A 25,485-nucleotide genomic window follows, 5' to 3' on the forward strand; every position below is an offset into this window, starting at 1 on the left:
CAAGACATGCAATTTCCCGCATCGCCCGCATCGCCCGCATCGCCCGCATCGCCCGCATCGCCCGCATCGCCCGCATCGCCCGCCGCGACCGTTTCGACCGTTGCGCCTCCCCCGGTTCATGCACCTGCGGACGCGCGCTTCTTCCACTACGCGGGCGCCCGCGCCCCCGAGCGCCAGCGCCGCATCGACGCCAACGGTGTGGGCTTGGCCGTCTACGAATGGGGCGCCGCCGACGCGCCGCCCGTGCTGCTGGTGCACGGAGCGCTCGACTTCGCGCGCACCTTCGACGTATTCGCGCCGCTGATTGCCGATGCCGGCTTTCGCGTCGTGTCCTACGACCAGCGCGGCCATGGCGATTCGGCCCACGCCGCGCTGTACGGCTGGGTCGCCGACGAACGCGATCTACTGGCCGTGGCCGACGCCGTCACGCGCGCGCCCATCCCGGCCATCGGCCACAGCAAGGGCGGCTCGCTGCTGATCCATGCCATCGAGGCGCTGCCGCACCGCTTCACGCGTTTCGCCTGCATCGACGGCATGCCGTTCCGCAGCCCGCACCCGGACACGGCCATGCACGAGAAGCGCTACATGTCGCCCGAGATCATCAGCAACTGGCTGAACCACCGGCACACGGCCGCGTCGGCCCAACGCAAGCCCTCGCCGCTGCAGGACATCGCGCGCCGCCGCGCCCGGTTGAACCCGCGGCTCAGCCACGACTGGCTGTGCTACCTGGTCACGCAGGGCGCGCAGCACGACGCCGACGGCTGGCGCTGGAAGCTGGACCCGGCCATCCGCCCCGGCGGCTTCGGCCCCATGCGCTCGCGCTGGATGACCGACCGCCTGCCCGGCTTCCCGGTGCCGCTGCTGGCACTGTTCAGCACCATCGCCGAGCCTATGGGTTGGGACTGCACTTACGAAGACCTCGTCCCGTACCTTCCCCCCTCTGCACGCGGCCTGGCCATGGCCGACACCGGCCACTTCATCCACATCGAGCGCCCGCGTGAAACCGCCGACCTCGTCATCGATTTCCTGCGCACATGACCGAATTCCTCCCCCACGGCCGCATCCGCCTGGCGCTGCACCGCCTGCAGCCCGCACGCGCGCCCGGCGCCCACCCTTTGCTGCTGCTGCACGCCCTGGGCGAGTCGCATGCCGCGCACCCTGCGTTCAGCTACGCCCAATGGCCCGGCGCCGTGCACGCGCTGGACTTCACGGGCCATGGCGACTCCACCATCCCGGCCGGCGGCGGCTACAGCTGCGAGGTGCTGATGGGCGACGTGGACATCGCGCTGGCCCACATCGGCCCGGCCACCGTCTGCGGCCGTGGCCTGGGCGCCTACATCGCGCTGCTGATCGCCGGCGGCCGGCCCGACCGTGTGCTCGGCGCCATCCTGCTCGACGGCCCCGGCATGGCCGGCAGTTGCGCCGCGTCCACGCCCTACATCCCGCTGGTGGACACCACGCAGCCCGCGCCGCCCGACCCCTTCGCGATCGCCGAGTTGGCCACCGACGCGCGCCCGCCCGAATACGCGGCCCACTTCGCGCGGCTGGCCTCGCAGCGCTCGCACCTGCCCCGGCCCATCACGGTCTGCACACGCGAGCAGCCGCCCTGGCTGCAGGCCGTCGTCGACGTGCTGGGCGGCGCACCGGTGGACCCCGCGAACGCCTGGCGCATGTACGCCAGCGCCCTGCCCCAGCCCGTCCCGGCGTAACCACGGCCTGCGGCCACCCCGCGCCGCAGGCGAAGCCGCCTGCACCGCGCAGGTGCTGCGCGACCTGCCGCGCAACTTCGCAGCCAACCTGGCGCACGGCATGTGGGGCATGACCGGGTTCCGGCCCATGAGCGCCGCCCGGCCGCCCGAAGGTGCTCATACCGCAGCCGAAGGCGAAGGTACTCCATCCTTCGCCGCCCGGCCGCCCGAAGGTGCTCATACCGCAGCCGAAGGCGAAGGTGCTCCATCCTTCGCCGCCCGGCCGTCCGAAGGCGCTCACACCGTAGCCGAAGGCGAAGGTACTCCAGTGAGCGTGCCGACCTTCGTGCCGGCCTGCATCTGCATGACCCTGTCCTCCATCCGGGGCGCCACGCTGATCGGGCACCGCATCGGGGAGCCGCGTTTCGACCTGCGGCGTGTCTGGCGACGACCCTGGCCGTTCGACAAGGCGCCACCCCTAATGTCGCGTCACCGATCATCTGTCGGTCCGCGCTGGCCATCGAAGCGCATCGCGGCGTTGCATCGCTTGCCAATACGGCTCGGTATGGGCAAGCGATGCACCTTGCGCTACGCTCCGATGGCTGCGCGCAGCCTACGACATCTGATCGGTGACGCGACACTAGAATGCCGTCTCACCGTCCCATCTCCATACGTCCGACCATGAATTTCCCATCAGCCGAAGCCGGCGATCGCATGACGGGTCGCTACAAGCAAAAGCGCGAAGCCATCCTGAACGCGGCGGCCCGGCTGTTCGACGAGAACGGCATCAAGGGCACCATGCTGTCCGAGGTCGCGCAGCAGGTCGGGCTCAACACCAACAGCATCACCTACTACTTCAAGAAGAAGGAAGACCTGGTGTTCGAGTGCCTGATGCACACCACGAACACGATTTCCGCGCTCGCGGCCGACAGCGACACCGCCGCCACGCCAGAGGAGCGCGTGACGCGCTTCGTGACCGGCCGTTGGAAGAAACTGGCCGAGGCCGCCCAGGGCCAGTACCCGGCCACGATGTCGTTCCGCGACGTGGGCGAGCTCGACGCCTCCTATACCAAGATCATCTTCTCGGCCTATGGCGACATGTTCCGGCGCGTGCGCGGACTGCTGGCCACCGGCCCGGTCACGTCGGACAACCGCATGTCGCTGACGATCCGCACGCATCTGCTGCTGACATCCACGCAATGGGCGCGCACCTGGCTGTCGAACTTCAGCGTGGCCGACTACGAGCGCCTGGCCGCGTACATGTGCGACGTGCTGATCAACGGCCTGGCCGCGCCCGGCAAGCCCTGGGGGCCGACAGCGCTGGACCGGAAGGTGGCCTCCATCAAACTGCCCGAGCCCTCGAACCACGGCTTCCTGGCCGCTGCCATCAGCCTGCTGAACGAGGTGGGCTACAACGGCGCGTCCATCGACCGCATATCGGCGCGCCTGTCCGTGACCAAAGGCTCGTTCTACCACCACATCCCGAGCAAGGACGACCTGTTCGCCGAATGCGTGAGCCGCACGCTGGCCGTGGTCGAGGGCATGCAGGCCGCCGCCATCGCCGGCGAAGGCTCGGGCGGCGACAAACTGGCCGCGCTGGCGCGTTCGCTGGTGGGCTACCACTTCTCGCCACGCGGGCCGCTGCTGCGCATGACGGCCTGGACCGAGCTGTCCAACCTGGAACAGTTCTCCGGTCAGGTCCAGCCCATACGCCAGTTGACGCAGACCGTGGTCGACTTTCTGGCCACCGGCATGATGGACGGCTCGGTGCGCCCCACGCACCAGGCGATCGCGGCCTGGATGGTCGTGGGCGCGATCAACGGCTCGACCACGCTGGACAAGTGGGTGCCCGGGTCCGAAAAGACCGACGCGGTTGCGCTGTACCTGAAGCCCTTCTTCCATGGGATCTGCTCCGACTGAGGGCGCCGCAAGCCGGCCCGGCCTGCCTGCGGTGGCGCCTGGCCGGTCAGAACCTGTACGTCACGCCCAGTTGCACGGCCGAGGTGCCACCGTTGGCCGCTGTCGTGCCCGTGTAGCCGTTGGCCAACTTGTAGTGGTTGGCAGGGTTCTCGTTGTGGATCCTGGCGTAGCCGATCGTGAATTTCGTGCGCTTGGACAGCGGGTAGTCGTAGGCCGCACCGATCAGGTTCGCGTCGTTGTCGATGGCCCGCTTGTCGTGCTTGCGGACGTACAGCACCGTCACCAGACCCGCGCCGACCGGCACTGTCGCCCCGAGCAGGAGGTCGTTGCTGTCCTTGGTCTTTACGCCGGCGATCACGTTGCGCGCGTCGTTGTCCGAATACGCGATGTAGCCGGTGACCGGGCCGAAATCGTAGTTCGCCGCCAGCAGCGTGCTGCGCGCATCCACGTCCTGCCTCTCCGAGGTGTACCGGTTGGTGCGCTGGTGCGACAGTTCCAGCACCAGCGGCCCCTTGCCATAGCCCAGGTTCAGACCCGTCGCCGCGTTGCGTGACGCGCCGCCGGTCGACGATTCGCCGAAGTAATGCGCCAGCGCGCCATACACGCCGGTGCGCCGGTAGGTCCACGGGTCGAAGCCGGGCGAGTTGTAGATGATGCCGTTGTTCAGCCGCACGCCATGGCTTTCCATCAGGCCGGTGCTGGTCAGCACGGAAAAGGTGCCGCTCGGGTCGGCCACCAGCGCCAGCGTGGCAAAGGCCGGTGTGTAGACGCGCCCGGCGCGCAGCGTACCCCAATCGCCCTGCAGCCCGACGAAGGACTGTTTGTCGAAAAAGGTCGTCGCGCTGGCGTTCGTGCCGGTGCCGGCATTGAAGCCGTTCTCCAGCTTGAACAGCACGGCGTTGCCGCCACCCATATCTTCCTTGCCGCTGAACATGATGGATCCGGGGCCTGCCAAGTGCGTGCGCGACGGCCCGCCCCAGTTCAAGCCGACACCGCCGTAGACGGACCCCGAAATCCTCACCGAAGACTGGGCATATGCGGGGCTGGCCGAAGCAGCCACCACGACCCAGGTCACTACCCATCTTTTCATCACGAAACTCCTTTGCTCGTTGCTATCGACGCGAACCGACGGACACGAGCCTGCCCCGGATAGGCGCAGCCCCACATTCCCTGCAGAGGATCTATCCGGGCGCAAGCCCGGCCGGAGGACGAGGGCGTGTCAGAGTGACAGGCCCGGTTGCCCATCAGACAGCCGCGAAACCGGGCTGGCTGATGAATCGACTTCGGTGGAAGTCGGTGTTGCCCAGCGTCATCTCAATGGCGGTCAGCCGCTTGAAATAATGGGAGATGGACATTTCGTTGGTCATGCCCATGCCGCCGTGCATCTGGATGGCCTGTTGGCCGACGAATTGCAGCGCCTTGCCCACGCGCACCTTGGCGGCCGAGACCAGTTTGCGGCGCTCATCCGGCGCGGCGGTCTGCACCTTGACCGCAGCCAGTACCGCGATCGACCTGGCCTGCTCCTGGTGGATGTACATGTCGGCCATGCGGTGCTGCAGCACCTGGAAGGTGCCGATCGGCACGCCGAACTGCTTGCGTGTCTTGAGGTAGTCCAGCGTCAGCGCATTGGCCTGCTCGATGGCGCCGACCGCCTCCGCGCACAACAGCGCCACGCCGTAGTCGGTCACGGCCTCCAGGATGTCCCAGCCCTGCCCGGCCTGGCCGACCACGGCGGACGCCGGCACGCGCACATCGGCGAACGCCAGGTCGGCGCCGCGTTGGCCGTCGAAGGTGCGGAAGTCCGTCACCGTGAGGCCCTGCGCAGCGCGCGGCACATGGACCAGCGTGATGCCATCGCGGTCACGCTGCCCGCCGCCGGTGCGCACCGAGACCACGAAGCCGTCGGCCTGGCCGCCGTGCACGACCGAGCACTTGGCGCCGTTCAGCACATAGCCCGCGCCGTCCTGGCGCGCCGCCAGGCCGATGTTGAACAGCTCGTGCCCGGCGCCCTTCTCGTTCAGCGCGCAGGCCAGCTTCATGTCGCCGGCGGCCACGCGTTCCAGGATGGGCTTGTGCGCGCCGGCCTGCTTGAAGAACTCGGCGGCCAGGATGGTCGCGAAATAAGGCTCCACGACCAGGCCGCGGCCGATCTCCTTCATGACGATCATGAGGTCTTCGGAGCTGCCGCCCATGCCGCCGGCCTCTTCGGGCACGGCCAGCGCCAGCGCGCCCAGTTCGGTCAGCGCGGCATAGGCGGGCTGCGACACGCCGGCGTCGGACCGGATGATCTTCAGCCGCGCCTCGAAGGTGTAGTCCTTTTCGATCCAGCGGCGCAGCGAGTCGGCGAACTGCTGCTGTTCTTCGGAAAGTCGCAAATCCATGCTTGTCCCCTTACAGACCCAGAATCATTTTGGAAATCACGTTGCGCTGGACCTCGTTGGAGCCACCGAAGATCGTGATCTTGCGCAGGTTGAAGTAGTGCGCGGCCAGCGGCGCCGCGTCGTCGTCGCCGTTCACGGCGTGCTCGGTCCGGCCATCCAGGTAGGCCGGATCGAAAGCCAGGCCCGTGGGGCCGGCGGATTCGAGCTGCAACTGGCTGATCTCCTGGGAGATCTGCGTGCCCTCGATCTTCAGGAGCGAGGCCTCGGGGCCGATCTTGCTGCGGGCGCCATCGGCCACCAGGCCCAGCGCCGTCATCTCCAGCGCCATGAGTTCGATCTCGACATCGGCGACGCGCGCGGCGAACTGCGGCTCCTGCAGCAGCGGCTTGCCGTCGACCCGGGCCTTGGCCGCGCGGCGCTTGAGCACCTTCAGTTCACGCTTGGAATTGCCGATCGCCGCGATGCCCGTGCGCTCGTGGCCCAGCAGGTATTTGGCGTAGGTCCAGCCCTTGTTCTCCTCGCCGATCAGGTTGGCCACCGGCACCTTCACGTTGTCGAAGAAAACCTCGTTGACCTCGTGCGCCTCGTCCAGCGTGATGATGGGCCGCACCGTGATGCCCGGCGTCTTCATGTCGATCAGCAGGAACGAGATGCCCTGCTGCCTGGGGCCTTGCGCGCTCGTGCGCACCAGGCAGAAGATCATGTCGGCGTGCTGGCCCAGCGTGGTCCAGGTCTTCTGGCCGTCCACGATGTAGTGGTCGCCCTGGCGCACGGCGCGCGTCTTGAGCGAGGCCAGGTCCGAGCCGGCGCCCGGCTCCGAATAGCCCTGGCACCACCAGTCCTCGGCGTCGTAGATGCGCGGCAGGTAGTGCTGCTTTTGCTCCTCGCTGGCAAAGCCGAGCAGCACCGGGGCCAGCAGGTTCAGGCCGAACGACAGCGTGGGCGGCGCATAGGCCAGCGCGTATTCCTCGGCCCAGATGTGGCGCTGCATGGCGCTCCAGCCCGTGCCGCCGTACTGCCGGGGCCAGCCCGGCGCGATCCAGCCCTTCTTGGCCAATATCTTGTGCCAGCGCACGGCGTCCTCACGCTTCAGGTGGCGGCGCGCGCGCACCTTGTCGCTGAGTTCCTTGGGCAGGTTCTCGCGAAAGAACGCCTGCACCTCTGCGCGGAAACGAAGGTCTTCCTCTTTGTACTCCAGGTCCATCGCGGCTCCTTTGGATGAAAAATGGGCGCAGCCTTGCCTGCGGCTGGCGTGCAGGCCAGCCGTCAGGCTTGGAATGCCGGGGTTCGGGCCAGTGGGCTCAGGTCGCTGAACTTGCGGCCGCTGGCCACCAGTTCTTCCAGCAACTTCGCGGGCTTGAATTGCGGCCCATGCCTGGCCTCGAACTCGCGCATCCTGGACAGCACCTTGGGCAGGCCGATGCGCTCGCCGTAGTGCATGGGGCCGCCGCGGTACACGGGCCAGCCGTAGCCGTTGATCCACACCACGTCGATGTCGGAGGCACGCACGGCCACGCCCTCCTGCAGGATCTTGGCGCCCTCGTTGATCATGGGATAGATGCAGCGCTCCAGGATCTCGTCGTCCGACACCTGGCGGGGGGCGATGCCCTTCTTGCGGGCGAAGTCGCGGATCACGCCCTCCACCAGTTGGGACGGCTGCGCCGTGCGCTGCCCGTCGTAGTCGTAGAAGCCGGCGCCGGTCTTCTGGCCGCGCCGGCCCATCTCGCACAGCACTTCGCGCAGCGTGGCGCCGGTGGACTTGTCCTTGTTCCAGCCCAGGTCCAGGCCGGCCAGGTCGCTCATCGCGAATGGCCCCATCGGGAAGCCGAAGTCGTACAGCACGCGGTCCACCGCCCAGGGCGTGGCGCCTTCGAAGATCAGTTGGTTGGCCTCGCGCTGGCGCTGGCCCAGGATGCGGTTGCCCACAAAGCCCGGGCACACGCCGACCAGCACGGCCACCTTGCCGATTTTCCTGGCCAGTTGCATGGACGTGGCGATCACGCTGTCCGAAGTCTGGTCGCCGCGCACGATCTCCAGCAACTTCATGACGTTGGCCGGCGAGAAGAAATGCAGGCCGATCACGGACTCGGGCCGCGCGGTGGCCGAGGCGATCTGGTTCAGGTCCAGCGCCGAGGTGTTGGACGCGAGAATCGCGCCGGCCTTGGCCACGCGATCCAGCCGCCCGAAGAGGTGCTTCTTGACCTCCATGTCCTCGAACACCGCCTCGATCACGAGCTCGCAGCCCGACAGGTCCTGCAGTTCCAGCGAGCCGGTGACCAGCGCCATGCGCTCTTCGATGGCCCCGACCTCGAGCCGGCCCTTCTTCGCTGTGTTCCCGTAGTTGGTCCGGATGGTCGCGAGGCCCCGGTCCAGCGCCTCCTGCCGCGTCTCGACGATATGGACCGGGATGCCCACGTTCAGAAAGTTCATCGCGATGCCGGCGCCCATGGTGCCGGCGCCGATCACGCCGACCGTCTGCACCGGCACGATGGCCGCGTCCTTCTTCAGCCCCGGTACCTTCCAGGCCTGGCGCGAGGCGAAGAAGTAATGCCGCTGCGCGGCCGACTGCTCGCCCTGCATGAGCTCGACGAAGAGCTTGCGCTCGAGCTTCAGGCCCTCGTCGAACGGCAGGTTCACGGCGGCCTCCACGCACTGCACGATCTTCTCGGGCGCCGCGAAGCCGCGAAACTTCTTGGCGTTGGCCTTGCGGAAGGCCGCGACGAGCTCCGGGTTGCCGCGCGCGGCCTCGACCTTGTCGTTCTGATCGCGCAGCTTGCGCAGTGGGCGCTTCTCGGCCACGACCCGCTTGGCCAGCGCGACGGCCGCGCCCTGCAGGTCGTCCTCGGGCGCCAGTTCGTCGATGAGGCCGATCCCGAGCGCGTCGGCGGCTTCGACCTGCGCGCCGGAGGTCATCAGCTCGAGCGCCACCTCGGGCCCCACGATGCGCGGCAACCGCTGCGTGCCACCGGCGCCGGGCAAGAGGCCGATGCCGACCTCGGGCAGGCCCAGTTTCGCGCTCGGCACGGCGATGCGCCAGTGGCAAACCAGCGCCACCTCCAGCCCGCCGCCCAGCGCCGTGCCGTGCATCGCCGCGACCACCGGCTTGGGCGACTCTTCCAGCGCGCGCTGCACCTCGCCAAGGCCCACGCCGGCGGGCGGCTTGCCGAACTCGCGGATGTCGGCGCCGGCGATGAAGGTGTTGCCGTCGCAGCGCAGCACGATGGCGCTGGCGTGCGCATCGGCGATGGCCTGCCGCACGCCGGCATGGATGCCGTCGCGCACGGCGGCCGACAAGGCGTTGACGGGCGGCGAGTTCAGCACGATCACGCCGACCCCGTCGATGTGGGTGTAGCTCGTCACGTCGTTGATCCGGACCATGGATGCCTCCTCAGTAGATTTCAAACAGACCGGCCGCGCCCATGCCGCCGCCCACGCACATCGTCACCACGCCGAACTTCACGCCACGGCGCTTGCCCTCGATCAGCACATGGCCGGCCATGCGCGCGCCCGACATGCCGAACGGGTGGCCGATGGAGATGGCCCCGCCCGACACGTTGAGCCTGTCGTCCGGGATGCCCAGCCTGTCGCGGCAATAGATCACCTGGCTCGCGAAGGCCTCGTTCAGTTCCCAGATGCCGATGTCGTTGACCGTAAGCCCGTGCAGCTTGAGCAGCTTGGGAATCGCGAACGCGGGGCCGATGCCCATCTCGTCGGGGTTGCAGCCGGCCACCGCCATGCCGCGGTAGGCGCCTAACGGCGCGAGGCCCCGGCGCTCGGCCTCCCTGGCCTCCATCAGCACCATGGCCGATGCGCCATCGGACAGTTGCGAGGCGTTGCCGGCCGTGATGAAGCGGCCTTCCTTGACGACCTGGCCGTCCTTGAACACCGGGTTCAGCTTCTGCAGATCGGCCAGCGTGGTGCCGGGGCGGTTGCCTTCGTCGGCGGCGATGGTGACCGGCTTTTCCGACACGGCGCCGGTGGCCTTGTCGGTCACGGTCATGACGGTGGACATGGGCACGATCTCGGCGTCGAAGCGGCCTTCACGCTGCGCCTTCGCCGTGCGCGCCTGCGACTCCACCGCGTACGCGTCCTGCTGCGCGCGCGAGATGCCGTAGCGCTCGGCCACGATCTCGGCCGTCTCGATCATCGCCATGTAGAGCTGCGGGATGTTCTTGACCAAGTGGGGATCACGCGCCCGGTGCGTGTTGGGCTTGCCCGACTGCACGAGCGAGATCGACTCCAGCCCGCCGCCCACCGTCACCTGCATGCCGTCCACGACGATCTGCTTGGCCGCCGTGGCCACGGCCATCAGGCCGGACGAGCACATGCGGTCGATGCTCATGCCCGACACGGTCTGCGGCAGGCCGGCGCGCAGCAGGCTCTGGCGCGCGGTGTTGCCGCCGCTCGTGCCTTGCTGCGCGGCGCAGCCCATCACGACGTCGTCGACCAGCGCCGGGTCGATGCCGGCGCGCTGCACGGCATGCGCAATCGCATGCGCGCCCAGTTCCTGCGCCTGGGTGTTGTTGAAGGCCCCCCGAAAGGCCTTGCCGATCGGTGTGCGGGCGGTCGAAACGATCGCGGCTTCACGCATGTCTGGCTCCTGTAGATCACCAACGAAACAAACGAAACCCGACGCTAAGTCGGGGCGGGCCAGGCGGGCTGTCGCGACATGTCCTTTGCGATCGCCAGGAACTGCGGCAGGTTTTCGCGGATGGCCTTCTTGTCGTATTTGCCGACGCTGGTCTTGGGGATCTCGCGCGTGAGGGCCACCAGGCGCGGCAGCATCCACTTGGTGATCCTGCCGGTCTGCACGCCGTGCTCGGCCAGGAAATCGACGACGTCTTCTGGTGTCGCCGCGCTGCCGGGCCGCAGGCTGACCACGGCCATCGGCACCTCGCCCCAGACCGGGTCGGGCACGCCGACCACGGCAGCCTCCAGCACGAAGTCGGCCATCGCGATCAGGTTCTCCAGCAGCACGGTGGGCACCATCTCGGCGCCGCTGCGGATCACGTCCTTCAAGCGATCGGCGATGACCACGAAGCCCTCCTCGTCCACCTTGGCCAGGTCGCCCGTGTGGAACCAGCCGTCGTACCAGACCTCGGCCGTGCGTTCGGGGGCCTTGTAGTACTCCTTGGTCACCCAGGGTCCGCGGATCACGATCTCGCCGACCGTCTGGTTGTTCCACGGCACGGGCACGCCCTGCTCGTCGACGACCTCGACTTCCAGGCCCAGCGACGGCAGGCCGGTCTTGACCATGACCTCGTCGATGGCCTCCTTGGGCCACTGCACCATGTGCTTCTTGACGAAGGCGCCGATGGACGCGGGCGCGGTCTCGGTCATGCCATAGCCCGAGCCGGCGCGAAAGTGCGGCAGCGCCTTCTCCAGCTTGGTCTTCAGGCCCAGCGGCAGCGCACCGCCGCCCACGCCCACGTTGACCAGGCTGGACAGGTCGTACTTGTCGAAGTCCGTGAACTCCAGCAGCAGGGCGGCAATCGTCGGCACGATGCCGACCGAGGTCACCTTCTCGCGCTCCACCAGTTCGCAGAAGCCGCGCACGGTGAAGGTGCCGGGCAGCACGATCTTCTGCGCGCTGAACACGGTCGTGAACGGCGCGCCCCAACCGTGGATGTGGAACAGCGGCGTGTTCAGCATGGGCACGGCGTTTTCGCCCAGCCGCTCCACGGCCACGAAGCCCGGCGTGTTCACGATGCTCTGGCGCGCCATGCTGTGCAGCGTCATGAGGTACAGCTGGCGGTGCGTGAAGGTCGCGCCCTTGGGCTGGCCGGTGGTGCCGGTCGTGTAGCACAGCGTGGCGGTCGTGTCCTCGTCCAGGTAGGGCCAGTCGAACTGGCCGGGCTCGGCCGCGATCAGTTCTTCGTACTCGATCAGGTTCGGCAGCCTGGTCTGCGGCAGGCCGGGCTTGTCGGACATGTAGACGAAGACCTGCACCGTGTCCTGGATGCGCTCGTAGATGTTCTCCAGCAGCGGCAGCACCATGTCGTCGACGAAGATCACCGTGTCCTGCGCGTGCTTGATGGTGTAGACGATGTGCTCCTCGGACAGCCGGATGTTGATCGGGTGCAGCGTGGCGCCGATGCAGGGCACGGCGTAGTACAGCTCCAGGTGCCGGTGCGTGTTGTAGGCCATGGTGCCCACGCGGTCGCCGAGCCGGCCGGGCTGGCCCGGTTTGATCTTCAGCCGGCCCTGCAGCGCATGGCCGAGTCGGCACACGCGCTGGTACCAGACGCGCCAGGTCAAGCGCTGGTAGGCGCCGCTCACATGGTTGCGGTAGACCACGCCGATCTGGTCCGGGTAGTAGCGCACCGGGCGTTTCATGAAAGTCGTCAGCAGCAGCGGGTAGTTGGTGCTGAACTCGGGGAAGGTCCGGTGTTCCATGGGGTCTCCGTTTCCTGGTGGTGCGGCGGCTTGCGACTGCGTCACCGGCGTTGTTCTGGATGAAGGCGGTTCAGGTGTAGAGGTGGCAGGCCACGGCGTGGCCACGGCCGTGTTCGCTCATCCCGGGGTCCTGCGTCTTGCAGCGCTCCATGGCCACCGGGCAGCGCGTGTGGAAGCGGCAGCCGCTCGGGATGCGCAGCGGGCTGGGAATTTCTCCCTTGAGCACCACGCGTTCCTTGCTGGCCTCGGCGTCCACATCGGCCACCAGCACGGCCGACAGCAGCGCCTGCGTGTAGGGGTGCTTGGGCGTCTGGTACAGGTCGTCGCGCGCGGCGATCTCGACCACGCGGCCCAGGTACATCACGGCGATGCGGTCGCTGATGTGGCGCACCACGGCCAGGTCGTGCGCGATGAAGACATAGGTCAGCCCCAGGCGCTTTTGCAGGTTCTTGAAGATGTTGATGACCTGCGCCTGGATCGACACGTCCAGCGCCGACACCGGCTCGTCGCAGACGAGCAGGCTGGGCTCCAGCGCCAGCGCACGCGCGATGCCGATGCGCTGGCGCTGGCCGCCCGAGAACTCGTGCGCGTAGCGCTCGGCCATGTCGGGCAGCAGGCCCACCATGCGCAGCAGGTCGGCGATGCGCTGCTCGTAGGCCTGGCGGTCCTTGTCCAGGCCGTGCACTTGCAGCGGCTCGCCGATGATGTCCTTGACCTTCATGCGCGGGTTCAGCGAGCCATACGGGTCCTGGTAGACCATCTGCACGCGGCGGCGGAACTGCTTGGCCTGCGCGCACGAGAAACTGGTCACGTCCTGGCCTTCGAACAGGATGCGGCCGCTGGTGCTGTGCAGCATGTGCATCAGCGCCAGGCCCGTGGTGGACTTGCCGCAGCCGCTCTCGCCCACCACGCTCAGCGTCTCGCCGCGCTGGACGGAGAACGACACGCCGTCCACGGCCTTGACGGTGGCGACCTGCTTCTTGAACAGCACGCCCTTCATGACGGGGAAGTGGACCTGCAGGTCTTCGACTTTCAGGATGTCTTCCATGGTGTCCCGTTCCTCAGGTGTTGAAGCAGGCTTTGACATGCGATGCGCTCACTGGAGCACCTTCGCCTGCGGTGTGAGCGCCTTCGGGCGGCCGGGCAGCGCTGACTGCCGTCAGCGGCGGGCGCGCGGCCACGCAGGCGGCGCTCGCCAGCCGGCAGCGCGGGCCGAACGCGCAGCCCGGTGGCAGCGCCGACAGATCGGGCGGCATGCCTTCGATGGCCTGCAGCGGCTGGCCGGTGTCGCTGTCGATGCGCGGGATCGAGGCCAGCAGGCCGCGCGTGTAGGGGTGCGCCGGCCGGTTGAAGATCTCGCGCGCCGTGCCCTGCTCGACGATGCGCCCGCCGTACATCACGGCCACGCGGTCGGCGTAGCGCGCGACCACGCCCAGGTCGTGCGTGATCAGGATCATGGACATCTGCGCCTGGCGCGTGAGCTGCCTGAGCAGGTCCAGTATCTGCGCCTGCACCGTCACGTCCAGCGCCGTGGTGGGCTCGTCCGCGATGATGAGCCGCGGCCCGCAGGCCAGGGCCATCGCGATCATGGCGCGCTGGCGCATGCCGCCCGAGAACTGGTGCGGATAAGCGCCGAGCCGGCTCTCGGCGTCGGGGATCTGCACCTTGTCCAGCAGTTCGCGGGCATTCCTGTAGGCCTCGGCCCAGGACGCATTGCGGTGCAGCGTGGTCGGCTCGGCGATCTGCTTGCCGATCGTGATCGATGGGTTCAGCGAGGACATGGCGTCCTGGAAGATCATCGCGATGCGGTCGCCACGGATGGCGCGCATCTGCTCTTCGCTGAGCCTGAGCAGGTCCCTGCCGTCGAACAAGATCTCGCCGGCCTCGATGCGGCCCGGCGGCGACGGGATCAGCCGCAGGATGGACATCGAGGTCACGCTCTTGCCCGAGCCCGATTCGCCGACGATGGCCAGCGTCTCGCCGGCGTTCACGTCGAACGAGACGCCGTCGACGGGGGTCACGACGCCGCGCTCGGTCTTGAAGCGGGTGGTCAGGTTGCGCACCTGCAGTACGGGGGTGGCCATGTGCGTTCTTTCAGAAGCCGAGCGTCTTCTTCAGGTCCTGGTCGATCCAGACACGCGCATGGATGGGCGCGCTGCGGCCGGCGCCGACGAACAGCTCGCCGCCGTAGTTCTTGACCCAGGGCCACCAGGCCGTGTAGCGGTACGGGGCCGGCATCCAGATGGCGGGCGCCTGCTCGACGATCTGCGCGGTCAGCTCGCGCAGGATCTGCTGGCGCCTGGGCTCGTCGCGCTCGGCCAGCGCATCGGCCACACGCGCGTCGAACCTGGCGTCGTTCCACATCGGCGCGTTGTAGACCTGGCCCTTGCCGAAGTTGATGCGCAGCGAGGTCGTGGGGTTCACGTCGGAAACGGTCGTGAGGTAGCCCGCGCCGTTGACGTGGCTGGTCATGGCCGACAGGTGCGCGCCGTATTCCATGGGCACGATCTCCATCCTCACGCCCACCATCTCCAGGTAGGCCGCGACCAGCGGCATCAGCTCCATCTGCTCGGTGGTGCAGGTGCAGATCTGCATCTTGAACGCGAAGCCCTTGGGGTAGCCGGCCTCGGCCAGCAGTTTCCTGGCCTTGGCCGGGTCGTACTTGAACAGTTCCTGCACCGAGGCCGGCATGTCCTTCAGCGGCGTGTGGTAGCCCACGTATGCCGGGTTCATCGGGAACACGAACATCTCGCCTTCGCCGCCGTAGAACTTGTCGATGATTTCCTGCTTGTTGACCGCCATGTTCAGCGCGCGGCGCACGCGCACGTCGGTGAAGGGCTTGGTGTCCACGCGCAGCGCCACGCGCGCGGCGGCCATGGACAGCCAGCGGTTCCACTGCAACTGCGGCGTGCTCTTTTTCAGCTCGCGCGCGGCCTCCCAGGAGATCGAGGACAGGATGTCGAGCTTGCCGGTGCGCAGCGCGGCCTGCTGCGTGGCCTCGTCCTTGATCACGCGGTGCGTGAGCTTGTCGACGAAGGGCAGTTTGTAGGGCTTGCCGCCGATGACTTCCTGATCCCAGTAGATCGGGTTCCTGGTGAAGGTCAGCGAATTACCCTGCGCCACGTTCGTGAGCATGAAGGGGCCCGTGCCGTTGGCGTTCTTCCAGTTGCCGCCGCCGGCCTCGGTGACCTCCCTGGGCATGATGCCGGAGAAGAAGCCGTTGCCGAAGCGGTAGTCCCAGTCGGCCAGGAACTGCTTGAACGTGAAGACGAGCGTGTGCCTGTCCTTGGCCTCGACCTTGTCCAGGTGGTCGTAGTAGCCTTGGGTCTTCTTCGGGCTGTTGTTGAGCCGGTTGAAGCTGTAGACCACGTCGTCGGCCACGAACTCCCGCTCGGCCATCACGCCCTGCTTGGCCGGAAACTTCACGCCCTGGCGCAGTTTGACCTCCAGCACCAGCGGCGTGACCCAATTCCAGCTTTCGGCCAGTTCGCCGCGCACGGCGTCGGTGGGCTGCCAGCCGCTGATCGTGAACGGGTACTTGCCGCCACGGCTCTTGGCCTTCGAGAGATCGACCGAGAACAGCTGCTCGTAGAACTGGCCCGTGTCACGCGTCTGCAGTGTGGCCTGCCAGTCGGCCAGGTCCCAGGACAGGGTCGCGACGCCCGTGCTCGTGGTGGCCACATCCAGCGAGCCGCCGTACTTGGGCGTCTCGGCGTGGGCCTGGGCCTGCGCGGTGCCGGCTGCAGCCGCCATGGCAATGCCGGCAGCCAGCGGGGCCAGACGGGCGAGCAAGTTCCTGTTCGTTTTCATGCGTTGTGTCTCCTTTTGGGGGGTGGTGGCCAGGATGGGGCGCTTCAACGCGCGCCCCGCATCCGCGGGTCGAGCATGTCGCGCAGCGCATCGCCGAACACGTTGATGGCATACACGGCCAGCGTCAGGCACAGGCCGGGCGCCAGCGCCAGCCAGGGGCCTTGCAGCATGTACGTGCGGCCGTTGCCGGACAGCATGCCGCCCCAGGTCGGGTGCGGCGGCGGCACGCCCAGGCCCAGGAAGGACAGGCCGGACTCGGCCAGGATGGCCGTGCCCACGCTGGACGTGAACAGCACGATCAAGGGCGCGAGCACGTTGGGCAGCACATGGCGCCACAGGATGCGCAAGGGCGACGCGCCGATGGACTTGGCGGCGTGGATGTACATGTCCTCGCGCACCGAAACGACCGCACCGCGCACGATGCGCGAGCCGCCGATGCCGATCAGCAGCCCCAGCGTGATGATGATCTGCGTGATGCCCGAGCCGAACACCGAGGCCACGACGATCAGCACGATCAGGCCCGGGAAGCTCATCCACGCATCGACGAAGCGCTGCACCAGCATGTCGACCTTGCCGCCGAAATAGCCCGAGACGATGCCGATCAGGGCCGAGAGGCAGGTCGAGATCGCCGCCACCATGAGCCCGATGACCACCGAGATCTGCGCGCCGTAGATGCAGCGCGACAGCAGGTCGCGGCCCAGGTTGTCGGTGCCGAACGGGTGCGCCCAGGACGGCGCCTGCAGCCGCGCGCCCATGTCGACCTCGTTCATCCCGTAGGGCGCCAGCGCGTCGGCAAACAGGCCGCAGCACAGGAACACAGCGGTGATCATGAAACCGGCCGCGCCCAGGCGCTTTTCGCGGAACAGCTTGCGCACGAACCACTGGAACTTGCCATGGCGCACGGGTGCCGGGCGGGCGGCGGGCGCGAGACCGGGTGCCTGGACGGCCTGGTGGATCTGCATGTTGGCTGCCATTACCGTTGCCTCACTTTGGGATCGATCAGGCCGTAGCTCAGGTCCACGAGCAGGTTGATCAGCATGACGGCCAGGCCGACGACGAGGAACACGCCGGTGACCACGGGGTAGTCGCGCTGGTTGACGGCATCGAGCAGCAGCATGCCCATGCCGGGCAGCACGAAGATCTGCTCCAGGATCACGGCGCCGCCGATCAGGATGGGCGTCTGGGCGCCGATCAGCGTGACGACCGGGATCAGCCCGTTGCGGATGGCGTGGCGCGTGAGGATCAGCGATTCCTTCATGCCCTTGGCCCGCGCCGTGCGGATGTAGTCCTGGCGCAGCACCTCCAGCATCATGGTGCGCGTCATGCGCATGGTGATGGCCGACAGCGACAGGCCCAGGATCGCGGCCGGAATGATCATCTGGCGCAGGTTCTGCACGGGGTCTTCGCGCAGCGGCATGTAGTGGATCTCGGGCGACCAGCCCCACCAGATCGACGGGAACACCGTGACCATGGTGCCGATCCAGAAACTGGGCATGGCCAGCATCAAGAGCGAGAACGAGCGCGCGATGTAGTCGCCCGCAGCGTCCTGCTTCACGGCCGAGTACACGCCGACCGGAATCGCCACGCTCAGCGCGATGAGCATCGCGAGCAGGCCCAGTTCGAACGTGACCGGCAGCCGCGTGGCGATCATGCTGATCACCGAATCGCCCTGCCAGAGCGAGTGGCTCAGGTCGCCATGGAAGGCGAGCTGGCCGATCCAGATGCCGTACTGCTGCCACATGGGCTTGTCCAGGCCCAGCGTCTGCAGCAACTGGTCACGCGTGCGCTGGTTGGCGCCGGCGTCGTTCTGGCTCAGCATCAGGTCGACCACGTCGCCCGGCACCATGCGCACGATCGCGAACACGATCACGCTGGCGATGAACAGCGTGGGCAACAGGGCCAGGAGCCGCCGCAGGATGTAGGCCTGCACGGCTCACCTGCCGCCCGGCCGCAGGCCGGAAGAAGGCGCGGCCGCGAGGCGGCCGTCCTGGCCGTGCCGCGCTCTGGCAAAGGGCCGTGCGGCGGCCCGCTTGGGTTCAGTTTTCACCGTTGTCTCCTGTTCTTCGCTCGTCGAACCATCGGCCGGTCTGGCGCCGCTGCTGGCCTGCCCCATCGCTGGACGCCCATCCGCGTGGGGCGGCGTACCGCGAAAGCCAATCTGTGCAGTGGCGGGGCCTGGCCCCGTCCACTCACCCTGGTGAGTCAAGCAGATGGATGATACCTAAAACACTAATTCTGTCAAAACAATCCGTCGACATAGTCCGTTTCCCAGGGTATTCACCTAGAAATTCGACCGGACTTTCGGTGGAACGGGTCTTCGAAGGGCCATCTGACCGGATCGTCCAGATCTTTTCGAGACAAACCGACTTTGAAAAAATGTGGCACACTCTACCGAAGAAGTGCGATTCAGCAGCTTGTACAAGAATTCAATGGCATATACCACGACAGCTAATAGACGTACCTATTTCTCATTCCGTTCACGGGAATTCGGAATCCGGCAGATCGATGATCCAAGTCCCTGTCCATGAATGACTTTTCGAAACGCAGGCGGCGCGGCTGCCGTAAAAACGTACCGACACCATGATTTCTCACCGTGACCCCAACGCGACCGCCACACCGGACAGTTCCGCCAGCGACGAGGCCCGGTACGACGCGCAGGTGCTGCGCGACCTGCCGCGCAACTTCGCAGCCAACCTGGCGCATGGCATGTTGGGCATGACCGGGTTCCGGCTCATGAGCGCGCCGACCTTCGTGCCGGCCTACATCTACATGCTGTCGGGCTCCAAGCTGGCCGTGGGCCTGGCCCTGGGTGCGCAGTTCCTGGGCATGACCCTGTCCTCCATCTGGGGCGCCACGCTGATCGAACACCGCAACCAGGTGATGCGCGTCGTCTACGCGGTCGGCTGGCTCATGCGGCTGCAGATCCTGGGTCTGGCGCTCAGTGCCTTCGTGCTCTCAGGCTCCTGGGCGCTGGGGGCGGCCTGCGTGTTCCTGGCGCTGTTCGGCTTCTTCGGCGGTGTGCAGGGTGTGACCTTCAACGTGCTGATGTCCAAGGTGATCCCGGTCACGCAGCGCGGCCGGCTCACGGGCATGCGCAACTTCCTGGGCGGGCTCACGGCCTCGGGCGTGGCCTACCTGGGCGGCGAGTACCTGGTCGGCTCCAACGCCTTCGGCAACGGCTATGCGTCCACCTTCATGCTGGCCTTCATCCTGACCAGCATCGGCATCAGCGCGCTGGCCTTCGTGCGCGAGCCCAAGTCGCTGACGGTGCGGGCCTCGCCCTCGCGCTTCATGCAGCGCCTGGCCGATGTGCCCGGCCTGCTGCGCGCCGATCCGCATTACCGGCGCTTTTTTTTCGCGCGCGCGCTGGCGGCGCTGGGCACGTCCGCCGTGCCTTTCTACATCCTGCACGCGGGCCAGTTCGTGCGCCTGTCGGGCGCCACGCTGGGCTATTTCTCACTGGCCTTTTTGCTGTCGCAAATGATCAGCAACCTGGCCTGGGGCCGCATCGCGGACCGGCATGGCTACCGGCTCGTTTTTATCCTGGGCGTGTGCATGTGGTGCGGTGCCACGCTGCTGCTGGTCCTGGGCGGCTCGCTGCCGCTGTTCCTGCTGGCCTTCTGCGGGCTGGGTGCGGGCTTCGGCGGTTACCAGGTGGCCGCGCAGAACTTCGTGCTGGAATTCGGCAAGGCGCACGAACTGCCGATGCTGATCGCCATCTCCGACACGGCCTCGCACCTGATGATGGCCATCGGCCCGCTGGTGGGCGGCATCATCGCCACGCAACTGGGCTATGCGCCGATCTTCTGGATGGCGCTGGCCTTCAAGACGCTTGCGCTGGCCATGGTCCTGCGCATCGAGGAGCCGCGGCACCGGCAGCGGGCAGGGATGCGCGCGTGCTGAAACTGCGTGCAGTCAGCCATCCGGAACGCGCTTGCGCCCCGGCAGCCTTCGTCAGCGGCCTTGCACGCGCACGACCGGTTCCGTGCGCTGCCCGGACTGCGCCGCAGCGACCGTGCCGTCACCGACCTTCAGCACGCGCAGCATCCGCGCCCCGGGGTCGACCTCGACGATGGACCCATGCGCAATGGCCGCCGTCACATCCACATCGAAGCCCGCCAGCAGCGCAATGCCGCCCAACGCCGCGCCCTGCGCGAGGATCGTGTTGACCGTGTTGAAAACGATGGCCTTGGGCGCCATGTGGCGCGACTTCATTTCGTGCAGCATCCAGGCCGACGCAACGCCGCCCTTGGCGGTGTCGAGTATCAGGATGCGGTCGACATACGACAGCCCGACCAGTTTGTGCGCCGGCCGCGAGAACAGGCCGGTCCATCGGTTCAGGTCGTAGCGCGCCGAGAATCCGTCGTTGGCGACGAGCGCGGTGCCCGACACCTTCTCGCCCATGGCATGGCGGGCGATGAATTCCATCATTTCAGTTCCCCTGTTTCGGCGGCGTCCACGCATTCCTGCATCGACGCCAGCATGGGGGCGTAGCCGTAGCCGCCGAGGATGTTGACGAGCTTGGCGCTGTTCGTGGCCAGCCGTTTCCAGCCCTTGGCCTGGCCCATCTCGCGCGCATACGACTGGTAAAAGCACATCCCCGACAGCACCATGCCGCCGGCGGATTCGATGAGCCTGGTGTAGCCGAAGCGGTCGCAGTCGGGCTTGACCTGCGGGCTGGTGATGGCCAGCAAGGGCCGCCTGAAGCTGCGCCCCTTGCACAGCGCCGCAAGCTGCCGCAGCTCGTAGATGCTCAGTTGCGGCGCGGAGAACACGACCACGTCGACGCCTTTCTCGCCGGCGTAGCCGCTGCGCAGCGCCGCCACGTCGGCCTGGCCGATGCGGTGCGCGACGGGCAGACGGTCGCCGCCGACATCCTTGAGCGTGAAGGCTTCGGGCGTGATGCCGACGAGGTGATAGAGCGCGGTCGAGCCGAAGCTCGCCATCGCGGCGCCGAAGTGCTTGAGCTCGTCCGATGTGGGCGCGGTGTCGAGGCCTTCGACGACCGGCACGGCCCAGTAGTTGCCCGCCAGCCGGCCGATCACGCCGCCCAGCGCGCCCCAGTCATCGAGCGCGCGCGGCGTCCAGCCGACCCGGATGCGCAGCGTGGCCTGGCGGCTTGCGTCGAGGTGATAGCCGTAGCGCGGCGTGCGGCCCGTCAGCCCCGCAGACAAGGCCGACGGACCGCCCTCGAAGTTCGAACGCGCACCGCCCACCGAGTTCGAATAGATCACCACGCCCGTGTCGCCGAACGCGACATGCTCGCCGCGGGTGGCCGCCAGCACGGTCTGGTAGTTGATGCAGGTGTCGGTCATGCTCACGCCAAGCCGCTCGAAGGCGCTGATGGCGCGGCGCTCCAATTCGAGCATCCAGTCGGCCTGGCCCAGGTCGCCGGCCTTGCTGAAATCGGTGCCGCGCGGATCGGTGATGGTGGGGATGCGCACGCCGCCCTCTTGCGCATCGGCCAGCCGCTCCAGCCATTGCACGCCGGCCTGGCCGAGGCTTTCGGTGTCGGCCATGATGTGCGCCTGCGTGACGGGCACGAAGTCTTTCGCGCCGAAGAAATCGCCCACCGCGATCTGGTGCCCGAGGGCCGTTTGCGCGACGACGCCCAGCGCGCCGCCGAGGATGGCCTGTTCTTCATCATCGAGGATCATGGTGCTTACTCGAGGGCGATGCCAGCGTTGCGCACGGCGACGCTCCACTTGGCGGTTTCTGATTTCTGGAACTCGGCCAGCGGCACGCTCAGCGGTTGCACGCCGACGTTGCCGAGCTTGCTGCGGTAGTCGTCGGAGCGCACGATCTTCTCGAGCGCCGTGCGCAGCCGCGTGGTGATGCCGGCCGGCAAGCGCGCCGGTGCGAACACGGCCCACCACGCCGTGGACTCGAAGTGGGGCCAGCCCGACCCGCTGACCGTGGGCACCGCAGGCAACAGCGGCGAGCGCTGCCGGCTCGTGAGCGCCAGCGCCTTGAGCTTGCCCGCCGCCACGTTCGGCAGCACCGACTGCAGCGGATCGAACATCACCTTGATCTGCCCGCCCAGCAGGTCGGTGATCGCCGGGGCGCTGCCCTTGTACGGGATGTGCTGCATCCCGATGCCCGCCGTGCTGCAGAACATCGCGCCGGCAAGGTGGCCCGGCGTGCCCGCGCCGGCCGAGCCGTACTGAATGGCATCGGGCGCGGCCTTGGCCATGGCCACAAGGCTCGCCAGCGTTGCGAAGCCCGCGTCGGGATGCACGACGATGGCCACCGGCGCGCTGGCCACGCTGGCGATGGGCGTGAAGTCCTCGATCGGGTCGTGCGGCAACCTGGGGTAGAGCGCGCCGTTGATGGCGTTGGTGCCGACGGTGCCCATGAGCAGCGTGTAGCCGTCGGGCGCGGCCTTGGCGACGAAGTCGGCCCCTATCGAGCCGCCCGCGCCGCCGCGGTTGTCCACGAAGATCTGCTGCCCCAGCGCATGGCCCAGCAGCAGCGCGGTGGGGCGCGCGACGATGTCCGTGGGTCCGCCCGGCGGGAACGGAACGATCATGCGTACCGGCCTGGCCGGATAGTCTTGCGCCCGGGCCGTGCCGGCCACCGGGCAGGCCAGCGCCGTGGCGATGACCTGCCTTCTGTTCAATCGGTGCATTCAGCGCAGCGCCGGTGTTGCCAACGAGACGCCGCAGGCGCGCAGCGCAGCGTTTTGTACGCCGCGATAGCGCTTGGCGGCCTGCTTGCCATGCTCCGGGTCCCGGAATATCCCGCCGGCTTCGCCGCTGAGCGTGGCGTACCTGGCGAAGGTGGACGATTCGACATACTCGTCGTAGGGCAACTGGGCGGCGATCCGGTCGAGCGCGCACGAGCACTTGTGCAGGTACACATAGGCGCCGCCGTTCCTGGCCATGCACTCGCCCACGTACTCGACGCGGGCGCTGGTCGGATAGTCGTTGGCCGGGGGGGCGGATGGATTCTGACCGGTTTGCGCACCGGCAGCCGCCATCGCCGATGCCGCCAGCAGACAGGCCAGTGGCCGCAGGCCGAAGCGGCTGCCTTGCAGGCGTCGGGAATCCTCGTGGTATGTGCTGTGCATGTGCCGGTGATGCAAATCACGCGCCACCGCGCCACGGCGCCGCCCGAACCCGCGCCGCCATCCTTTTGATCCAGCTATGACACAGGTTGTCATCAAATGAGGCCCTGACCCGGGACAAATTCCGATCGATGCCGTGAACAAATCCCGCGTTGTGGGCGGCCATCCGACTCGGGCATGGATTGTGCGGTGCACTGCGTGGCGCCTTTGCAAAGCTTTGCGAGTGGGGGACCGCCAGGCCCGTGGCCCGTGCGCCCAGCGGCAGAGCAATTGCCAGCCATTGCCCCCGGCGCGCAGAAAGCGGTATCCACATTCCGTCAGGTAGAGACAATCGGAGCAAAGACATATGAAATTCCGAACCATGATGGTGGGGCTGGCAATGCTGGCCACAGCCACCGCGTCGATCACCGCACGCGCAGACGCCGAGCTCGACAAGCTGATCGCCAACCCGGCCAACTGGGCCGCGCAGGCGGGCGATTACGCCAATCACCGCTACAGTGAACTCAAGCAGGTCCATGCCGGCAACGCGAAGAACCTGCAGGTCGCGTGGACGGTGTCCACCGGCGTGCTGCGCGGCCATGAAGGCTCGCCGCTGGTGTTCGGCGACACGATGTACATCCACTCGCCGTTTCCGAACAAGGTGATCGCGCTGAACCTGAAGGACCAGACCTTCAAATGGAAGTACGAGCCCAAGCAGGACAACAACGTGGTGCCGGTGATGTGCTGCGATACCGTCAGCCGCGGCCTGGCCTATGGCGACGGCAAGATACTGCTGCAGCAGGCCGACACCACCTTGGTGGCGCTCGATGCCCACACCGGCAAGGTCGTGTGGAGCGTCAAAAATGGCGACCCCAAGATCGGCGAGACCAATACCAACGCTCCGCATGTCTTCAAGGACAAGGTCATCACCGGTATCTCCGGCGGCGAGTTCGGCGTGCGCGGCCGCCTGATCGCCTATGACCTGAAAACCGGCAAGACAGTCTGGACTGCTTTCAGCACCGGCCCGGACGAGGACATGCTGTTCGATCCCGCCACCACGATGACCTGGACCGACGGCAAGATGGCGCCGGTCGGCAAGGACTCCTCGCTCAAAACCTGGAAGGGCGACCAGTGGAAGCTCGGCGGCGGCACCACCTGGGGCTGGTATTCCTACGATCCCAAGCTGAACCTGGTCTACTACGGCAGCGGCAACCCGGGCACCTGGAACCCGTCGCAGCGCCCGGGCGACAACAAGTGGTCGATGACGCTGTTCGCACGCGACCTCGACACCGGCAAAGCCAGGTGGGTGTACCAGATGACGCCGCACGACGAGTGGGACTATGACGGCGTCAACGAGCTCGTGCTGGCCGACCTGAACATCAAGGGCAAGAAGGTGCCGTCCGTGGTGCACATGGACCGCAACGGTTACGCCTACACGCTCCAGCGCGAAACCGGTGAACTACTGGTGGCCGAGAAGTTCGACCCGACCATCAACTGGGCATCGAAGATCGACATGAAGAGCGGGCGCCCGGTCGTCAACGCCAAATATTCGCCCGCCACCACGGGGCCGGATGTCAACGTCAAGGGCATCTGCCCGTCGGCGCTCGGGACCAAGGACCAGCAGCCGATGAGCTACGACCGCAAGTCGGGCATCTTCCTGGTGCCGACCAACCATGTCTGCATGGACTACGAGCCCTTCCAGGTCGAATACACCGCAGGCCAGCCCTATGTGGGCGCCACCTTGGCGATGTACCCGACGCCGAAAAGCCACGGCGGCATGGGCAACTTCATTGCCTGGGATGCGGCCGCCGGCAAAATCCTGTGGTCCAAGCCGGAGCGCTTTTCGGTCTGGTCCGGCGCGCTGGCAACGGCCGGCGACATCGTGTTCTACGGCACGCTGGAAGGCTACCTGAAGGCCGTCAGCATCAAGGACGGCAAGGAGCTTTGGAAGTTCAAGACCCCCTCCGGCATCATTGGCAACGTCTTCACCTATCTGTTCGAAGGCAAGCAGTATGTCGGCGTCTACTCGGGCATCGGCGGCTGGGCCGGCATCGGCATGGCGGCCGGGCTGGAGAATTCCTCCGATGGCCTGGGCGCAGTCGGCGGCTACAGGGACCTGGCCAAGTACACCGATCTCGGCGGCACCTTGTTCATCTTTGCGTTGCCGAGCAACAGCCAAGCAACCGGTTCCTGAACCGGCACGCAATCGGCGTGCAGGGCGGCCACCCCAAGCGTTGCCGCCCTG

At 67.3% G+C, this 25,485-nt stretch carries 21 protein-coding genes; 6 read left to right on the forward strand and 15 right to left on the reverse strand.

The annotated features are described in order from the left end of the window. Positions 1–6: 6 nt before the first annotated feature. From VEIS_RS24030 to VEIS_RS24040, 4 genes are read left to right on the forward strand one after another with little or no spacing between them, the layout of a single operon-like run. Complete coding sequence (locus VEIS_RS24030) at positions 7–1,038, forward strand: alpha/beta fold hydrolase (RefSeq protein WP_157048662.1); 1,032 nt, start codon at positions 7–9, stop codon at positions 1,036–1,038. Further along, complete coding sequence (locus tag VEIS_RS24035) at positions 1,035–1,709, forward strand: alpha/beta fold hydrolase (RefSeq protein WP_011812619.1); 675 nt, start codon at positions 1,035–1,037, stop codon at positions 1,707–1,709. The genes VEIS_RS24030 and VEIS_RS24035 overlap by 4 nt, the downstream gene beginning before the upstream one ends. Positions 1,710–1,761: 52 nt before the next feature. After that, positions 1,762–2,373 (forward strand): hypothetical protein, encoded by a 612-nt coding sequence (locus VEIS_RS31020; RefSeq protein WP_232287797.1) that lies wholly within the window; start codon positions 1,762–1,764, stop codon positions 2,371–2,373. After that, positions 2,370–3,608 carry a TetR/AcrR family transcriptional regulator gene (locus VEIS_RS24040; RefSeq protein ID WP_041950325.1) on the forward strand — a complete coding sequence of 413 codons (1,239 nt, stop codon included), beginning with the start codon at positions 2,370–2,372 and terminating at the stop codon, positions 3,606–3,608. Before VEIS_RS31020 ends, VEIS_RS24040 begins: the two co-directional genes overlap by 4 nt. Positions 3,609–3,654: 46 nt before the next feature. Here VEIS_RS24040 and VEIS_RS24045 read toward each other — a convergent pair whose 3' ends face one another. From VEIS_RS24045 to VEIS_RS24095, 11 genes are all read right to left on the reverse strand, one after another. Then, on the reverse strand, positions 3,655–4,698 hold the full coding sequence (locus VEIS_RS24045; RefSeq protein ID WP_011812621.1) for a porin: 1,044 nt from the start codon (positions 4,696–4,698) through the stop codon (positions 3,655–3,657). 154 nt (positions 4,699–4,852) lie between these two features. After that, a complete protein-coding gene (locus tag VEIS_RS24050) occupies positions 4,853–5,989 on the reverse strand; it encodes an acyl-CoA dehydrogenase family protein (RefSeq protein WP_011812622.1) in 1,137 nt (378 codons plus the stop codon). A gap of 10 nt (positions 5,990–5,999) precedes the next feature. Continuing rightward, positions 6,000–7,193, reverse strand: a complete 1,194-nt coding sequence (locus tag VEIS_RS24055; RefSeq protein ID WP_011812623.1) for an acyl-CoA dehydrogenase family protein — start codon at positions 7,191–7,193, stop codon at positions 6,000–6,002. A gap of 62 nt (positions 7,194–7,255) precedes the next feature. Then, positions 7,256–9,367, reverse strand: a complete 2,112-nt coding sequence (locus tag VEIS_RS24060; RefSeq protein WP_011812624.1) for a 3-hydroxyacyl-CoA dehydrogenase NAD-binding domain-containing protein — start codon at positions 9,365–9,367, stop codon at positions 7,256–7,258. A 10-nt stretch (positions 9,368–9,377) separates the two neighbouring features. Further along, positions 9,378–10,580 carry an acetyl-CoA C-acyltransferase gene (locus VEIS_RS24065; protein WP_011812625.1) on the reverse strand — a complete coding sequence of 401 codons (1,203 nt, stop codon included), beginning with the start codon at positions 10,578–10,580 and terminating at the stop codon, positions 9,378–9,380. Between the two features lie 44 nt (positions 10,581–10,624). Further along, positions 10,625–12,385, reverse strand: a complete 1,761-nt coding sequence (locus VEIS_RS24070) for a long-chain-fatty-acid--CoA ligase (RefSeq protein WP_011812626.1) — start codon at positions 12,383–12,385, stop codon at positions 10,625–10,627. Positions 12,386–12,455: 70 nt separating this feature from the next. Next, positions 12,456–13,433, reverse strand: a complete 978-nt coding sequence (locus VEIS_RS24075) for an ABC transporter ATP-binding protein (RefSeq protein WP_041950327.1) — start codon at positions 13,431–13,433, stop codon at positions 12,456–12,458. Between the two features lie 13 nt (positions 13,434–13,446). Next, positions 13,447–14,469: an ABC transporter ATP-binding protein gene (locus VEIS_RS24080; RefSeq protein WP_011812628.1), complete on the reverse strand. Its 1,023-nt coding sequence runs from the start codon at positions 14,467–14,469 to the stop codon at positions 13,447–13,449. Between the two features lie 10 nt (positions 14,470–14,479). Then, a complete protein-coding gene (locus VEIS_RS24085) occupies positions 14,480–16,195 on the reverse strand; it encodes an ABC transporter substrate-binding protein (RefSeq protein ID WP_011812629.1) in 1,716 nt (571 codons plus the stop codon). A 44-nt stretch (positions 16,196–16,239) separates the two neighbouring features. After that, positions 16,240–17,169: an ABC transporter permease gene (locus VEIS_RS24090; protein WP_011812630.1), complete on the reverse strand. Its 930-nt coding sequence runs from the start codon at positions 17,167–17,169 to the stop codon at positions 16,240–16,242. Continuing rightward, positions 17,169–18,125 (reverse strand): ABC transporter permease, encoded by a 957-nt coding sequence (locus tag VEIS_RS24095; protein WP_011812631.1) that lies wholly within the window; start codon positions 18,123–18,125, stop codon positions 17,169–17,171. The genes VEIS_RS24090 and VEIS_RS24095 overlap by 1 nt, the downstream gene beginning before the upstream one ends. 650 nt (positions 18,126–18,775) lie before the next feature. Between VEIS_RS24095 and VEIS_RS24100 the strand changes: the two genes are divergently transcribed. Next, positions 18,776–20,098: an MFS transporter gene (locus tag VEIS_RS24100; protein WP_011812632.1), complete on the forward strand. Its 1,323-nt coding sequence runs from the start codon at positions 18,776–18,778 to the stop codon at positions 20,096–20,098. Between the two features lie 51 nt (positions 20,099–20,149). Here VEIS_RS24100 and VEIS_RS24105 read toward each other — a convergent pair whose 3' ends face one another. Genes VEIS_RS24105 through VEIS_RS24120 form a run of 4 tightly spaced genes read right to left on the reverse strand, consistent with a single transcriptional unit; the run spans position 20,150 to position 23,264 of the window. Then, positions 20,150–20,626 carry an aconitase X swivel domain-containing protein gene (locus VEIS_RS24105; RefSeq protein WP_011812633.1) on the reverse strand — a complete coding sequence of 159 codons (477 nt, stop codon included), beginning with the start codon at positions 20,624–20,626 and terminating at the stop codon, positions 20,150–20,152. Then, positions 20,623–21,852: an aconitase X gene (locus VEIS_RS24110; protein WP_011812634.1), complete on the reverse strand. Its 1,230-nt coding sequence runs from the start codon at positions 21,850–21,852 to the stop codon at positions 20,623–20,625. Before VEIS_RS24110 ends, VEIS_RS24105 begins: the two co-directional genes overlap by 4 nt. Before the next feature lie 5 nt (positions 21,853–21,857). After that, the gene (locus VEIS_RS24115; RefSeq protein ID WP_011812635.1) at positions 21,858–22,823 is read right to left on the reverse strand and encodes a Bug family tripartite tricarboxylate transporter substrate binding protein; all 966 of its coding nucleotides are present in this window, start codon (positions 22,821–22,823) and stop codon (positions 21,858–21,860) included. Beyond that, positions 22,824–23,264, reverse strand: coding sequence for a hypothetical protein (locus VEIS_RS24120; protein WP_041950328.1), 441 nt, complete (start codon positions 23,262–23,264; stop codon positions 22,824–22,826). Positions 23,265–23,607: 343 nt separating this feature from the next. Here VEIS_RS24120 and VEIS_RS24125 point away from each other — a divergent pair, with 343 nt between their 5' ends. Then, positions 23,608–25,434 carry a methanol/ethanol family PQQ-dependent dehydrogenase gene (locus VEIS_RS24125; RefSeq protein WP_011812637.1) on the forward strand — a complete coding sequence of 609 codons (1,827 nt, stop codon included), beginning with the start codon at positions 23,608–23,610 and terminating at the stop codon, positions 25,432–25,434. The last annotated feature ends 51 nt before the right edge of the window (positions 25,435–25,485 follow it).

It is taken from the genome of Verminephrobacter eiseniae EF01-2 (assembly GCF_000015565.1).
Classification (GTDB): Bacteria; Pseudomonadota; Gammaproteobacteria; order Burkholderiales; family Burkholderiaceae_C; genus Acidovorax; species Acidovorax eiseniae.

Bases quoted from the DNA above. Each gene is read 5' to 3' on its own strand.
- VEIS_RS24030 (WP_157048662.1), top strand. From the start codon at position 7: ATGCAATTTCCCGCATCGCCCGCATCGCCCGCATCGCCCGCATCGCCC.
- VEIS_RS24035 (WP_011812619.1), top strand. From the start codon at position 1,035: ATGACCGAATTCCTCCCCCACGGCCGCATCCGCCTGGCGCTGCACCGC.
- VEIS_RS24040 (WP_041950325.1), top strand. From the start codon at position 2,370: ATGAATTTCCCATCAGCCGAAGCCGGCGATCGCATGACGGGTCGCTAC.
- VEIS_RS24045 (WP_011812621.1), bottom strand. From the start codon at position 4,698: ATGAAAAGATGGGTAGTGACCTGGGTCGTGGTGGCTGCTTCGGCCAGC.
- VEIS_RS24050 (WP_011812622.1), bottom strand. From the start codon at position 5,989: ATGGATTTGCGACTTTCCGAAGAACAGCAGCAGTTCGCCGACTCGCTG.
- VEIS_RS24055 (WP_011812623.1), bottom strand. From the start codon at position 7,193: ATGGACCTGGAGTACAAAGAGGAAGACCTTCGTTTCCGCGCAGAGGTG.
- VEIS_RS24060 (WP_011812624.1), bottom strand. From the start codon at position 9,367: ATGGTCCGGATCAACGACGTGACGAGCTACACCCACATCGACGGGGTC.
- VEIS_RS24065 (WP_011812625.1), bottom strand. From the start codon at position 10,580: ATGCGTGAAGCCGCGATCGTTTCGACCGCCCGCACACCGATCGGCAAG.
- VEIS_RS24070 (WP_011812626.1), bottom strand. From the start codon at position 12,385: ATGGAACACCGGACCTTCCCCGAGTTCAGCACCAACTACCCGCTGCTG.
- VEIS_RS24075 (WP_041950327.1), bottom strand. From the start codon at position 13,433: ATGGAAGACATCCTGAAAGTCGAAGACCTGCAGGTCCACTTCCCCGTC.
- VEIS_RS24080 (WP_011812628.1), bottom strand. From the start codon at position 14,469: ATGGCCACCCCCGTACTGCAGGTGCGCAACCTGACCACCCGCTTCAAG.
- VEIS_RS24085 (WP_011812629.1), bottom strand. From the start codon at position 16,195: ATGAAAACGAACAGGAACTTGCTCGCCCGTCTGGCCCCGCTGGCTGCC.
- VEIS_RS24090 (WP_011812630.1), bottom strand. From the start codon at position 17,169: ATGGCAGCCAACATGCAGATCCACCAGGCCGTCCAGGCACCCGGTCTC.
- VEIS_RS24100 (WP_011812632.1), top strand. From the start codon at position 18,776: ATGATTTCTCACCGTGACCCCAACGCGACCGCCACACCGGACAGTTCC.
- VEIS_RS24105 (WP_011812633.1), bottom strand. From the start codon at position 20,626: ATGATGGAATTCATCGCCCGCCATGCCATGGGCGAGAAGGTGTCGGGC.
- VEIS_RS24110 (WP_011812634.1), bottom strand. From the start codon at position 21,852: ATGATCCTCGATGATGAAGAACAGGCCATCCTCGGCGGCGCGCTGGGC.
- VEIS_RS24115 (WP_011812635.1), bottom strand. From the start codon at position 22,823: ATGCACCGATTGAACAGAAGGCAGGTCATCGCCACGGCGCTGGCCTGC.
- VEIS_RS24120 (WP_041950328.1), bottom strand. From the start codon at position 23,264: ATGCACAGCACATACCACGAGGATTCCCGACGCCTGCAAGGCAGCCGC.
- VEIS_RS24125 (WP_011812637.1), top strand. From the start codon at position 23,608: ATGAAATTCCGAACCATGATGGTGGGGCTGGCAATGCTGGCCACAGCC.